General features: G+C 69.2%; 10 protein-coding genes and 1 pseudogene. 3 read left to right on the top strand and 8 right to left on the bottom strand.

What is annotated here, in order from left to right; all coding sequences use genetic code 11:
• Positions 1-78 precede the first annotated feature (78 nt).
• Positions 79-1,443, top strand: a complete 1,365-nt coding sequence (locus EXE48_RS03045) for an LLM class flavin-dependent oxidoreductase (protein WP_137705124.1) — start codon at positions 79-81, stop codon at positions 1,441-1,443.
• A 363-nt stretch (positions 1,444-1,806) separates the two neighbouring features.
• Positions 1,807-2,180, top strand: a pseudogene (locus EXE48_RS03040) (tautomerase family protein).
• Between the two features lie 46 nt (positions 2,181-2,226).
• Here the strand turns inward: EXE48_RS03040 and EXE48_RS03035 are convergent.
• Entirely contained in the window at positions 2,227-2,700 is a 474-nt protein-coding gene (locus tag EXE48_RS03035; protein ID WP_053770163.1) for a deoxyuridine 5'-triphosphate nucleotidohydrolase, read from the bottom strand.
• A gap of 275 nt (positions 2,701-2,975) precedes the next feature.
• On the opposite strand from EXE48_RS03035, the gene EXE48_RS03030 reads away from it, so the two are divergent.
• Entirely contained in the window at positions 2,976-4,961 is a 1,986-nt protein-coding gene (locus tag EXE48_RS03030; protein ID WP_121600376.1) for an aconitate hydratase, read from the top strand.
• 246 nt (positions 4,962-5,207) lie between these two features.
• On the opposite strand, the gene EXE48_RS03025 is transcribed toward EXE48_RS03030, so the two are convergent.
• From EXE48_RS03025 to rpoB, 7 genes are all read right to left on the bottom strand, one after another.
• Positions 5,208-5,861: a 30S ribosomal protein S7 gene (locus EXE48_RS03025; protein ID WP_053770165.1), complete on the bottom strand. Its 654-nt coding sequence runs from the start codon at positions 5,859-5,861 to the stop codon at positions 5,208-5,210.
• Positions 5,858-6,286 carry a 30S ribosomal protein S12 gene (locus EXE48_RS03020; RefSeq protein WP_006111505.1) on the bottom strand — a complete coding sequence of 143 codons (429 nt, stop codon included), beginning with the start codon at positions 6,284-6,286 and terminating at the stop codon, positions 5,858-5,860. Before EXE48_RS03020 ends, EXE48_RS03025 begins: the two co-directional genes overlap by 4 nt.
• 202 nt (positions 6,287-6,488) lie before the next feature.
• Positions 6,489-7,301: a DUF7537 family lipoprotein gene (locus EXE48_RS03015; protein WP_137705123.1), complete on the bottom strand. Its 813-nt coding sequence runs from the start codon at positions 7,299-7,301 to the stop codon at positions 6,489-6,491.
• Between the two features lie 44 nt (positions 7,302-7,345).
• Positions 7,346-7,765 (bottom strand): NusA-like transcription termination signal-binding factor, encoded by a 420-nt coding sequence (locus tag EXE48_RS03010; RefSeq protein WP_053770167.1) that lies wholly within the window; start codon positions 7,763-7,765, stop codon positions 7,346-7,348.
• Positions 7,765-8,979 carry a DNA-directed RNA polymerase subunit A'' gene (gene rpoA2 / locus EXE48_RS03005; protein ID WP_053770168.1) on the bottom strand — a complete coding sequence of 405 codons (1,215 nt, stop codon included), beginning with the start codon at positions 8,977-8,979 and terminating at the stop codon, positions 7,765-7,767. The genes EXE48_RS03010 and rpoA2 overlap by 1 nt, the downstream gene beginning before the upstream one ends.
• Positions 8,972-11,905: a DNA-directed RNA polymerase subunit A' gene (locus EXE48_RS03000; protein ID WP_199236338.1), complete on the bottom strand. Its 2,934-nt coding sequence runs from the start codon at positions 11,903-11,905 to the stop codon at positions 8,972-8,974. Before EXE48_RS03000 ends, rpoA2 begins: the two co-directional genes overlap by 8 nt.
• Positions 11,906-13,735: a DNA-directed RNA polymerase subunit B gene (gene rpoB, locus EXE48_RS02995; RefSeq protein WP_053770170.1), complete on the bottom strand. Its 1,830-nt coding sequence runs from the start codon at positions 13,733-13,735 to the stop codon at positions 11,906-11,908.
• Positions 13,736-13,737: the final 2 nt, after the last annotated feature.

Here is a 13,737-nt window from a genome sequence, read left to right as displayed (position 1 = left end):
CCCGGGAGTCCGTCCGTGACCGCGACAAGTCCCGCCACTTCCTGTGCCCGTATTACCCCGGAGCGCGTACCGAGGGCCGTGTCCGATCACCTACACCTCAACCTCTTTACCATGGCCTCGGTGGAGCACGTCTCGCCCGGGTCGTGGCGGTACCCCGGCGACCGGTCGGCGGACTACGCCGACCGCGAGTACTGGACCGAGGTCGCGCGCACCGCCGAGCGCGGGGGGTTCGACGCGGTGTTCTTCGCGGACGTGCGCGGCATCTACGACGTGTACGGCGACGACCGCGAGACCGCCGTCGGGAAGGCCGTCCAGACGCCCGCGAACGACCCGCAGCTCGTCGTCCCCGCGATGGCGGAGGTCACGGACGACCTCGGCTTCGCGGTGACGCGCTCGACGACGTACACTCACCCCTACCAGCTCGCGCGCGAGTTCTCGACGCTCGACCACCTCACCGACGGGCGGGTCGCGATCAACGTGGTCACCTCCTACCTGGAGTCGGCCGCCGAGAACCTCGGGCTCGACGAGCGGATCGACAAGGAGACGCGCTACGACCGCGCCGACGAGTTCCTCGACGTCTGCTACAAGCTGTGGGAGGACTCCTGGGAGGAGGACGCCGTCGAGGGCGACCGCGAGGCGGGCCGGTACACCGACCCGGAGAAGGTCCACGCGGTCGACCACGAGGGCGACCACTTCTCGGTGCCGGGCCCGCACGGCTGCGAGCCGTCGCCGCAGCGCACCCCGGTCGTCTACCAGGCCGGCTCCTCCGACTACGGCCGCTCGTTCGCCGCGCGCAACGCCGAGGCCGTCTTCGCCAGCCAGCCGACGGAGGAGGGCGTCGTCGAGTACATGGAGGACGTGAAGGCGCGCGCGGCCGACGCCGGCCGCGACCCCGAGAGCCTCCGCTTCTTCATCGGCGTGGTGCCGGTCGTCGGCGAGACGCAGGCGCTCGCGGAGGCGAAGTACGAGGAGTACAAGCGGCACGTCGACGTCGAGGCGACGCTCGCGCTGCTCTCCGGCTTCCTCGACATGGACCTCTCCGAGCTCGACCCCGACCAGAAGGTCGAACACATCGAGACGGACGCGATCCAGGGGACGATGAACGCCTTCACGAAGGCCCAGCCCGACCGGGAGTGGACGGTGCGCGAGGTCGCGGAGTTCTGCGGGCTCGGCACCACCTCGCCGAAGATCGTCGGGACCCCCGAGCGCGTCGCCGCCGAGCTCCAGCGCTGGCACGAGGAGGTCGGCGTCCACGGGTTCAACGTCAAGGAGGTCGTCCGCCCGGACTCGCTCGTCGACTTCGTCGACCTCGTCGTCCCGGAGCTGCGCGAGCGCGGCCTCGTCCCCCCGGCCGACGCCGAGCCCCCGGGGGAGACGCTCCGCGAGCGGCTCCTCGGCGAGGGGCAGACGCGGCTCCGCGCGGACCACCCCGCACGGCAGTAGTCGGGTCGGATCGACAGACAGATCGGCGGTCGTCGGGTCGCAGTCGGGCGGATTCCCGGTTCCTGTTGACCGCGTGTTGTGAACGCGTCGCCGCTGACTAATACGACAACGCTGCCGCCCCCGGCACGCTTAAGTGTCTACCACCGCTTGTTTTAGGTGACGCTTCGCTTGGAGGGCCGAAGCGTCAGCGGGGACCTACAGAACGACACGCTCGTGCCATCTTTTCCCGGCACGGGCGTGCCGTTCGTTCCTTTACGTACCGAGCGACGCGCTCGCGCAGCCGCCGCGCGGGCCGAGGCGTCCGCACGCGAAGTCGCACTCCTGGGCCGATAGCGCGAAGTCGCACCCGGCCGAACCGCAGGTATGCCCCTGTTACACTTCTCGACCACGCTGTCGCTGTCGCCCGCGGAGCGGGAGTCGTTCGTCGCGTTCGTCACCGACCGGTACACCGAGGAGATGGAGACGACGGCCGGACACGTCGCCGTGACGATCGCCGAGCGCGAGCCGTCGGCGATGGCGATCGGGCGGGCGGTCGACGGCCCGCTCCTGTTCTTAGACGCCGAGATCCGCGAGGGCCGCCCTTCGAGTACAAGCGCGCGTTCGCGCTGGCCGTGATGGAGCGGGCGGTCGAGGCGTTCGGCGTCCCCGGGCCGAACTGGAAGGTCGCGTTCACCGAACACGCGGGCGAGGACATGATGGGCATCGACCGCGTCGGCGGGGACTGGGACGAGGCGTAGTCGCCCTCTGGGGGTTCCCGGACGGGGGCGGCCCCGGACCGCCCGCTCAGAGGTTCTCTTCCTGGTAGGCGCCCTCGTACGTCCCGTCGTGGTCGGCCGCGGCGAGGACGAGCTGCGCGATCCGCGCGCCCGGCTCGATCTCGATCGGGTGACCCACGTCGAGCCGGCCCTCGCCGACGCCCTCGTAGCCCGCGTCCCACACCGCGGTGTCGAGGGTACAGGCGTTCCGCAGCAGCGTCGAGCGCGGGAGGACGAAGCCGATCCGGCCCTCGGGGATCCGCACCGGCTCGCCGTAGCGCACGACGTAGCTCCCGCGTTCGAGCCGGTAGCAGTCGCCACGGGGCTCCAGCTCCCGCCGCTCGCCCACGCGCTTGCCGTCGCGTCCGAGGCGGCCCGGTTCGGTCTGTGCGAACACCGCGTCGACGGTGAGGTCGACGCCGTTCGGCTGTCGCTGCGCGTCGTCGAGGTCGGCGCCGGCCGCCTCCAGCGCCGCCGCGACCGCGGCTCCCGAGTCGAACATGCGCGTCCGGAACCGCGGGCGAGCCAAAACGGTGTCGCCCGCGAGTCGCGGCGCCGGCGGGGGAACCGGCCGGTATCTCCGGGACCGTCTATTCGGCCGATTTCGGCCGTTTCAGGCGTTTAATGTCCTAAAACACTCGGGACGGCTACGTATTTCACGGTGCGTGGTACCACGCGGAGATCGGGGCAAAGGTTGCCGTATCGCGGGATCTAACACGGTCGATCTTCTGGAAACTCGCGGGTTTTATATCCACGGGAGGGCCATCATCGCGTACTATGGGACAAACGATTACCGAGAAGATCCTCGATGACCATCTCGTCGAGGGCGAGCTGACGCCCGGCGAGGAGATCGGCATCGAGATCGACCAGGTGCTGACCCAGGACACGACGGGGACGATGGTGTGGCTCCAGTTCGAGGCCCTCGAGATGGACGAGGTCCAGACGGAGCTCGCCGCGCAGTACTGCGACCACCAGACGTACCAGTTCGACTTCAAGAACACCGACGACCACCGCTTCCTCCGCTCCGCGGCCGGCACGTACGGCGCCTACTTCTCGCGGCCCGGCAACGGCATCTGCCACCAGGTCCACAAGGAGAACTTCGCCGCGCCCGGCAAGACGCTGCTCGGCTCCGACTCGCACACGCCGACCCCCGGCGGGCTCGGCCAGCTCGCGATCGGCGCGGGCGGGCTCGACATCGCCGTCGCCATGGGCGGCGGCCCCTACTACGTCGAGATGCCCGAGGTCGTCAACGTCCACCTCGAGGGCGAGCTGCCCGAGTGGGCGACCGCCAAGGACATCGCGCTCCACCTGCTCGGCGAACTCACCGTCAAGGGCGGCGTCGGCAAGATCTTCGAGTACACCGGCCCCGGCGCCGAGAAGCTCACGATCCCCGAGCGTACCACGATCACGAACCTCGGCACCGAGCTCGGCGCCACCTCCTCGATCTTCGCGACCGACGAGAAGACGAAGGACTGGCTCGCGCGCCAGGACCGCGAGGACGAGTACGTCGACCTCCAGCCCGACGACGACGCGGAGTACGCGGAGACGATCGAGGTCGACTTAAACGAGCTCGAGCCGCTCGTGGCCGCGCCCTCGATGCCCGACAACGTCGCCCCCGTCAGCGAGTACGAGGGCACCGACGTCGAGCAGGTCATCGTCGGCTCCTGTACCAACGGCGCCTACGAGGACATCCTCCCCAGCGCGAAGATGCTGGAGGGCCGCGAGGTCGCCAAGCAGACCGAGATGATCGTCGCGCCCGGCTCGAAGCAGGCCTCCGAGATGCTGGCCCGCGAGGGCTGGACCGCGGAGATGATGGCGGCCGGCGTCAACTTCTCCGAGGCGACCTGCGGCGCGTGTATCGGTATCGGCCACGTGCCCGCCTCCGACTCCGTCTCGCTGCGCACCTTCAACCGCAACTTCGAGGGTCGCTCCGGCATCGAGGACGACTCCGTCTTCCTCTGCTCGCCCGAGGTCGCCACCGCGGCGGCCATCACCGGCGAGATCGTCGACCCGCGTGACCTCGCGGACGAGCTCGGCGACCTCGAGGCCCCCGGCCTGGAGATGGGGACGAAGTACGGCCCCGGCATGGGGAAGGACGACTCGGACATCATCTCGCCCGACGAGGCGATCGACGACGGACTCGTCAAGGGCCCGAACATCGGCGACGTGCCGCTGAAAGACGGGATCGACGTGGACGGCGGCGAGGCCCTCCTCAAGATGGAGGACAACATCACCACCGACCACATCATCCCGGCGACGGCGGACATCCTGAAGTTCCGCTCGAACATCGAGAAGCTCTCCGAGTTCACGCTCTCGCGCGTCGACGACACGTTCGCCGAGCGCGCGCTCGACGCCGACGGCGGCGTCCTCGTGGCCGGCGAGAACTACGGCCAGGGCTCCTCGCGCGAACACGCCGCGCTCTGTCCGATGTACCTCGGCATCGAGGCCGTCTTCGCCCAGAGCTTCGCCCGCATCCACAAGGCGAACCTCTTCAACTTCGGGATCGTCCCGCTGGCGATCGACGAGGAGACGTACGAGAAGATCGACCAGGGCGACGACCTCGAAATCGTCGACGACGTGCCCGCGGGCGTCCGCTCCGGGCAGGAGGAGTTCACCGTGAGCGTCAACGGCGAGTGGGAGTTCACCGCCGACCTCGACGCCTCCGAGCGCGAGCGCGACATCCTCGCGGCCGGCGGCAAGCTCTCGTGGGTCAAACAGCAGCACGCCGACGGCGGCTCCGGCGCGGCGCCGGCCGACGACTGAGCCGACGGCCGAGCGGACCGCTCGACGCCGACGGCCGAGCGGACCGCTCGACGCCGACGGTCTCGTTTTTTCACGCGCCGACAGCGACGGTGCGACGCCCGGCTATTCCGACCGGTACGCGACGAATTTACTGACCGACGAGAAGTGGGGACGCGACGACGGAATCGACGACCGGCGACCCGATCGGGACGGACCCGCGGGTGGCCGACGGGAGAGAGACGAGAGAGAAAGCGCCGGCGGCCGAGTTCAGCGGGCCGCGGCGGCGACGCGCTCGCGCTCCTCCTTCTGCGAGATGGAGTAGGAGCCCTCGACGTCGTAGTCGGCGGCGGCGACGAGTTCGTTCGCGAGCGCCTCGGCGGCGGGCGTCGACGACTTGTACGTCGCGCTGGCGACGGCGTCGGAGATGAACAGCAGCGCCTGGTCGACGCGGCGCTGGGGCGCGACGTCGACGGCCTTCGGGACGGAGATGCCGCCGTACTTCAGGCGGACGGTCTCCTCGCGGGGCGCGGCGTTCTCGACGGCCGTCACGAGGATCTGGACCGGGTTCTCCTCGGTCCGCTCGTGGACGATGTCGAAGGCGTCGCGGACGATCCGCGTCGCCTGCTGCTTCTTGCCCGTGTTCTCCTCGGTCTGCATCAGGCGGTTGATCAGCCGCTCGACCAGCGAGATCTCGGACTTCTTGAACTGCTTGGACGCGTGGCGACCCATCGTATGGGCGATGGGCGTCACCGTCATGTACCGCTTCGTCGAGGGGTCCTCGTAGGCGATCTCGGTGACGTCCCAGACGCCGAACAGCTGGGCGTTCTCGTTGGCGGCCTCGCTGGAGGCGGGCGCGTCCGGGTCCGGCTCGTCGGCGGCGACGTCCTCCTCGGACGGCGCCTCGGTCTCCTCGCCGCTCATCTGACCGGCTTCTCCGCGTTCCCGCGAACCAGTTCGATCATCGACACGCCGTTGACCTTCTCGACCTTGTAGTTGACGCCGGAGAGGTCGCCCATCGCGCGACCCTTCGCACCGCCGATCCCGGCGATGGTGACCTCGTCGTGCTCGTCGATGAAGGAGATCGCGCCGTCACCGGGACAGAACGCGGTGACCTGCTTCCCGTTCTTGATGAGCTGAACCCGAACGCACTTTCGGATCGCCGAGTTCGGCTGCTTTGCCTCGATGCCGACCTTTTCGAGGACGATGCCGCGCGCCTGCGGGGCACCCTCCAGGGGGTCGGACTTCGTCTTGAGCCCGCGCTCTCGCCGAGCGTACTCGGAGTCGGACCAGCGGCGCTTCTGCCGGTCCTTTTTGAGCTTACGGGCCGCGTACTTGCCGTTCGCCATCGTACGCCTATTTCCGAACGGAGCTACTTAAGCGTCGTCTTTCTCCGTCGCGAAACGGCCTCAGATCCTCCGAGCGGTACCTCTCGACGGATCTGAGGGTGTTTCACGGGGCGTCGGTTGTCGGAAACGACGGACGTTCGCTCCCGCTGAGCCGGTAAGCGGACGAGAGCGCCCGTCGTTTCGTCCGGAACGGGACGGGGCGTCAGCCGCTCGTCTCGTCGCGCGCCGTCGCGACCCACGCCGGCTCCGTCACCGTCGCGCCGAGGTCGCGGTAGTCGATGTCGACGTCGACCGTCGCCCCCTGCCCGTCGTGTTCGCCCGCCCACGACTGTTCGAGCCGCGGCACGACGCCGGACTCGTACACGTGGACGGTCGCCGACGCCGTCTCGACGGTCTCGGGAACGTTCCGGTCGCCGTCGAAGGAGTCGGACGCGAACCGCGCGGTCGGCTCCCCGCGCACCTCGCCCGCGCCGTCACTCGTCGGGGCCCAGAGGTTCAGCCCCTCGTACGCCGTCTCGCCGCTCGCGGTCTCGTTCCCGACGCGAATCCCAGTCAGGACCTCCGCGCGCATCGCCGATTCGAGCTCGCTCGCCGAGCGGTCCGTCGACTGCCGACCGTACCGCGTCCCGTCGGCCGTCTCGCGACGGATCAGCGCCACCCCGTCGGCGACGTACAGCTCCGAGACGTCCGGCTCGTCGGTCTCGGTCACCTCTTGTCGCACGTACTGGCGGCCGTTTTCGAGGTCGTAGGCGGCCTCGTACTCCTGTGACGGGAGCCACGGGGTCGGCTCCGCGTCTCCGTCGTGGCTCGTCGCCGCCGTCGAGAACAGCGTGGCGCCCCCGGCGTCGACGAGCGCGGCGGCGTGCCGCTCCGCGAGGGTCGCGACGTCGAGGCCGTCCTCGCTCCGCCAGTCGGCGTCGGGGAACGGCCGCTCCGCCGAGTCGCCGCCGAGACAGCCGGCGGCGCCGACCGCGGCGCCGGCGCCGACTCCGGCGAGGAAGCGTCTCCGGTCCATGCGACGAGGAACGGGCGCGTCGGCAAAAGGGCGTGGGTTCGCCGTCAGGTCAGCTGCACGTCGTCGACGTCGTAGTGCCGCTCCGCGAGCCGGCGGGCGGTCTCGATGTTCGCGCCGTCCGCGCCGATGGCGACGCCGCGGTCGGCCTCCGGGACCTCGACGTACGCCACGCGGTCGTTCTGCTCGGAGATGGTGACGGCGTTGACGGCCGCCGGCGCGAGCGTGCTGGCGACGAACGCCTCGGCGGTGTCCGCGTCCTCGACCAGTTCGATCGACTTGTCGAGCCGCCGTTCGGCCTCCGCGACGGTCTCGCCGCCCTGGCCGATCGCGGCCGCCATCTCGCCGGCCGGGACCACGAACACGAGCCGGTCACCCTCCACGAGGCAGTCGGTCGGCGTGACCCCGGTCAGATCGTCGAACCGGCCGATGTACCGCCGCGCCTCGTCGGAGAGCTCGACGCGCATTAGTCGTCGCTCACGACGCGCGACCCCATCCGGAGGTCGACGTCGCCGGTCCCCATCGAGATGGGCTTGCCGGCGATGACGTTCTCGATGACGCCGTCGAGGTCGTCGTACTCGCCGTGGATCGCGGCGTCGAGCAGGTGGTTGACCGTCACCTCGAACGCCGCGCGCGCGAGCACCGAGTCCTTGTTGCCGGAGATGCCGTGCCGGCCGATCGACTCGATCTCGCCGTTGTTCGTCATGATGTCGGCGACGAGCATGAGGTGCCGGACGTTCACGTCGTCGAGCCCCTGCTCTTCGAGCGTGTTCTTCGTCTCGTCGATGATCGTCTCGCGGGCCGCCTCGACCCCGAGGTTCCGGTAGATCTCGTGGATGTTGTTACACGTCGTCCGCGAGGCGTCGACGCCCTCGATGTCGAGGGTGTCGCCGAACGCCGACCCCTCGGTGTAGAGGACGAACTCCTCGTCGCCGTCGATCTCCTCTTTGCGGATGACGACGCGCTCGATCTCCTCGATGCCCTTGAACACGATCTCCCGGAGCCGCTCGACGAGCTGGAGCAGCTCACGGTAGCTCGGCTCGTTGGGGCCGAACTCGATGACCGTGCCGGCCTGTCGGGTCTCGACGCCGAGCGAGTCCTCGATCGTCTCGGCGATGATCTCCGCGACCTCCGTCGGGTCAGAGTGGGTGGGCCACCGCTCCAAGAGGGTGTCGTCGTTCAGGTCGATCCGGACCAGCATGTCCGCGACGTTCGTCGACACGTCGCCGAGCGCGAGGATGCGCGTCGCCTCGATCGACCAGACGACCTCGTGGGCCTTCTCGCGGTCGGTCGCGTACTCGCCGTCGAGGTGGACTGTCATCATCGGCGTGTCCGGCGTCTTCCGGGCGTCCACCAGCTCGATGAGCCGGGGGAGCCCCTGCGTGACGTCGATCTCCGCGACGCCCGCGTAGTGGAACGTGTTCATCGTCATCTGCGTCCCGGGCTCGCCGATCGACTGCGCCGAGACCGTCCCGACGGGGTCGAGGGGGTCGACCCGCGTCTGCTCGTAGCGGTTCACGACGCCGTCGACGATGTCGGTCGCCTGCTCGATGGTGACCTCGCCAGCCTCCTCGGCCTTCCGGTCGATGGCCTCGTACACCTTCGTCTTGAGCCGACGTGGGAGCTCGGTCGCCTCCACGACCGCCTCCATGTCGTCGGTGACGTGGTCGTACTCAGTCATCGGACTCCACCCCCGGCCCACCGGCCTTGTTCAGCCCCGGCCCGGCGTGCTCCGAGAGGTTCGTCGGCGGCTCGCGCTCGCCGAGGAACCGCTCCTTCTCCTCGTCCGAGGCGAACTCCGCGTCGACCACGCGGTCGACGATCCCCTCGACGTCGATGCCGTCTTCCTCGCCGGAGGAGACCTTCACCGGCGAGGTGCCGTCCTCGCCGAACTCGAACTGGACGATCCGGCCCGAGGTGTCCCGGACCGTGCCGTCGTACTGCGCCTCCAGCTCGGAGAGCGCGTTGATGAGCCGGCGCTGGAGGTAGCCGGACTTGGAGGTCCGGACCGCCGTGTCGACGAGCCCCTCGCGGCCGCCCATCGCGTGGAAGAAGAACTCCTGGGGCGTGAGCCCGCCGCGGTAGGAGTTCTCCACGAAGCCGTGGGCCTCCGAGGAGAGGTCGTTCGGCCGGTAATGCGAGAGCGTCCGGTCCTCGTAGCCGCGGTTGATCCGCTCGCCGCGGACCGCCTGCTGGCCGACCGAGCCGGCCATCTGCGTCAGGTTCAGCATCGAACCGCGGGCGCCGGAGCGGGCCATCACGACCGCCGGGTTGTCGTCGCCGAAGTGCTGGTCGGCGATCTCGCCGGCCGAGTCGCGGGCCTTCCCGAGCGTCTGCATGATCTTCATCTCCAGGGTCTCGTCGACGCCGCGGCCCGGGAGCGACTCCAGCTCGCCGGCCTCGTACGTCTCGATGAGCTCTTGGACGCGGTCGTAGGCGCTCTCGATGGCGTCGTCGACCTGCTCTTCGGCCTCCGGCGGGATCGACTCGTCGTCGATCCCGATCGAGAACCCGAAGTTCATGATCGCGCGCATCGCCAGCGACGCGATCTCGTTGATGAACACGCGGGCGCGGGTCTCGCCGTACTCCTTCGTGAGCGTGTCGACGACCTCGCCGCCGAACGCGCCGACCGCGTCCTCGTCGATGGTGCCCTCGATCAGCTGGCCGCCCTCGATGACGACCTCGTCGCCGGCCGAGGAGGCGAAGGAGAGGTCCAGGTCGTCCGGGAGCAGTTCCGAGAACAGCGTGCGACCGGTCCAGAACTCGCGGCCGTCGTCGTCGACGCCGTCGGCCTCGGGCAGCTCGTCCACGCGCGTGGCGCGGAGCAGGTCCAACGCCTGGGTCTCCGTGAACTCGGGGTTCGAGTGGGTGAGCAGGTAGGTGCCGGAGATGTGGTCCTGGATGGCGCCGATGATGTTCCCGCCGAAGCGGGGCGAGAGGATCTGCTCCTGGACGCGCATGAGGACGCGGGCCTCGGCGCGGGCCTCCTCGTTCTGGAGCGCGTGCATGTTCATCTCGTCGCCGTCGAAGTCGGCGTTGTACGGCGGACAGACGACGGTGTTGAGCCGGAACGTCTTGTACGGCATCACCACGACCTCGTGGGCCATGATGGACATCCGGTGCAGCGAGGGCTGCCGGTTGAAGATCACGATGTCGCCGTCCACGAGGTGGCGGTTCACCTCCCAGTCGGCCTCGACCTTCTCGGCGAGCTCCTCGCAGTTCTTCTCGGTCACCTTCAGGCGGCGACCGTCGGGGCGGCGCACGTAGTTCGCGCCGGGGTGGGCCTCGGGCCCGTTCCGGACGTACTGCCGCGCCTCCTCGACGTTGCGCTCGGTGACGTTGAGCGTCTGGGTCATCTCCTTGGCCACGCGGTCGGGCACGCCGACCTCGTTCAGCGAGAGCGTCGGGTCGGGCGAGATGACCGTCCGGGCGGAGAAGTTGACGCGCTTGCCGGACAGCGAGCCGCGGAAGCGGCCCTCCTTGCCCTTCAGCCGCTGGCTGAGGGTCTTCAGCGGGCGCCCGGAGCGGTGTCGCGCCGGGGGCGTCCCGCTGATCTCGTTGTCGACGAACGTGGTGACGTGGTACTGGAGGAGCTCCCAGAGGTCCTCGATGATCAGCTGCGGGGCGCCGGCCTCGCGGTTCTCCATGAACCGCTGGTTGATCCGGATGATGTCGACCAGCTTGTGGGTGAGGTCGTCCTCGGAGCGCTGGCCGTTGTCCAGCGTGATGGAGGGACGGGTGGTCACCGGCGGCACCGGCAGCACCGTCAGGATCATCCACTCCGGCCGGGAGTGTTCGGCGTCGATGCCGAGCACTTCGAGGTCCTCGTCCGGGATGTCCTCGAACCAGTCGCGGATGTCCGAGGGCATCAGCTTGTTCATGTCCTCCTCGGTGAGGTCGACGTCGAGCGCCTTCTCGATGGCGCGGCGGTCCTCCTTGCGCGGGCGGAACTCGCCGGCCATGATCTCGTTGATCCGGTCGAGGGCGATGTCGGTCGCGTCGGCGAGCTCCTGCGGGGAGGTGCCCGGGTCGTCCTCCTCCTCGTCGGGCTGCATCGCGGCCGCGATGCGCTCGGAGTAGTCGCCCGAGAGCACGTCCTGGACCTCGTAGTAGGTGGTCGGCTTCTCGTGTTTGATGTCCGCCTGCGGCTCGCCGCAGAACGGGCAGGTCGACGCCTTCCGGGCCTGCCGGACGGCGGCCTTCAGCACGTCGTGCTCGTCGTCGCCAAGCTCCTTCGCCCGCTCGTAGCGGTCGCGGAACTCGTCGCGCTGCGCGTCGTCCAAGGCGAGCCGCCCGCACTCGCGGCACGTCGAGCGGAGCAGCCGTCGGATGAGCTTCGTGAAGCCCACGTGGATGACCGGGGCGGCCAGCTCGATGTGGCCGAAGTGGCCGTTACAGGACCCGGAGTGGGAACCGCAGGTTCGGCACTCCAGGCCGGGGTCGATGACGCCCAGTCGCGGGTCCATCAGCCCCATGTCGATCGGATAGCCGTCGTCGTCGTACGTGTCGGCCGTGATCACCTTCGTCGCGGACATGTCCCGGTACGTCTCCGGGTCCATGAGGCCGAAGTCGATCCCGCCGAGCACTTTCGGTGTTTGCGTTGACATCTAAATCGCGTCCTCCAGTTCGAGTTTCGGTCGGATGCCGAGGGCGATCATCTCGTCGAGCAGGAGCTTGAACGCGTAGCTGACCTCCAGCTCGTGGATGTCGTCCTCGTCGCCCGTGACCGGGTCGTACACGCGGCGCTGCTCGCGGTCCTCGACGGCGACGAGCCCGGTCTCCGCGGAGACGTGGACCGTCTCGGCGTCGGAGGACTCCAAGAGTCGCTCGTTGAGCACCATCGACGCGCCGTGGCCGATGATCGTGTCGCGCTCCATCTCCCCGACGCGCAGGCCGCCCTCGCGGGCGCGCCCCTCGGTCGGCTGGCGCGTGAGCACCTGGACCGGCCCGCGCGAGCGGGCGTGGAGCTTGTTCGACACCATGTGGTACAGCTTGTGGTAGAAGATCGTCCCGACGAAGATCTCGGCGTCGATCTTCTCGCCCGTGACGCCGGAGTACATGACCTCCTTGCCGGAGGACTTGAAGCCGTACTCCTCGAGCTGGTCGCGGAGCTCCTCCTCGTCTTCGCCCTGGAACGGCGTGCCGTCGACCCGCGAGCCGCGCAGCGAGCCGACCTTGCCGCCGAGCATCTCCAGCACGTGGCCGACCGTCATCCGCGACGGCAGCGCGTGCGGGTTCATCACGAGGTCGGGGACGACTCCCTCCTCGGTGAACGGCATGTCCTCCTGGGGCGCGAGGTGGCCCACGACGCCCTTCTGTCCGTGTCGGGACGCGAACTTGTCCCCGAGCTCGGGGACCCGCTGGTCGCGCACCTTCACCTTCGAGAGCTTGGAGCCGTCCTCGCCCTCCATCAGCGTCACGGTGTCGACGACGCCCGACTCGCCCGAGCGCATCGTCACCGAGGTCTCGCGGCGCTTCTGCGGGGAGAGCCCGCCCATGTCGTCCGGCTCTTCGAGGAAGCGCGGCGGGCTGGTCTTGCCGAGCAGGACGGAGGACTCGTCGACCTTCGTCTCCGGGTTGACGAGGCCGTCCTCGTCGAGGTGCGTGTAGGCGTCCTCGCCGCGGGCGCCGCGCACGTCCTGGTCCGGGATCTCGAAGCGGTCCTCCTGGCCGCCGGGGTAGCGGCGCTCCTCGCCCTCGTAGGTCCGGAAGAAGTGCGAGCGGGTGAGCGCGCGGTCGACGGAGCCCTGGTTCATCACCAGCGCGTCCTCGATGTTGAACCCCTCGTAGGACATCACGGCGACGACGAAGTTCTGCGCCGCCGGCCGCTCGTCGAAGCTGATCTGGTCGGAGGTCTGCGTCTTCACCATCGCCAGCTGCGGGTAGTGGAGGAGGTGCTGGCGCGTGTCCGGCCGGATCCGGTAGTTCGCCGAGGGGAGCCCGAGCGACTGCTTCATCATCCCCGCGCCCATGGTAATCCGCGGGCTAGCGTTGTGTTCTGGGTACGGGATCATCCCCGCGCCGATGCCGAAGACGAGCTGCGGGTCGATCTCGAGGTGCGTGTGGTCCTCGGTCACGTCCTCCTCGTCGACGGCGACGAGGATGTCCTCCTCCTCCTCGGCGTCGATGAACTCGACGTAGCCGCGCTCGACGAGGTCCTCGAACTCGACGTCGCCGCGTTCGAGGGCCTCGATCTCCTCGTCGCCGAGGAGGGGCTCGCCGTTCTCGACGACGATGAGCGGGCGCCGCGCCCGCCCCGCGTCGGCGTTGACGATGACCTCGCGGGTCCGGTCTTTGACCGAGACGTTCACCATCTCCGAGACGTCGCCCCGGCGGCGCGCCTCGCGGATCTGTTCCGCGAGCTCGTGGGGGTTCTCGTGGGTGCCCACGAGGCTCCCGTTGACGTACACCTTCGCTTCGCGTTCTGCTTGTGCCATGA

It is taken from the genome of Halorubrum sp. ASP1 (assembly GCF_005435135.1).
Taxonomy (GTDB): domain Archaea; phylum Halobacteriota; class Halobacteria; order Halobacteriales; family Haloferacaceae; genus Halorubrum; species Halorubrum tropicale.
The sequence above is the reverse complement of the archived record's forward strand: the minus strand, read 5'-3'. Positions and strand labels throughout refer to the sequence as shown.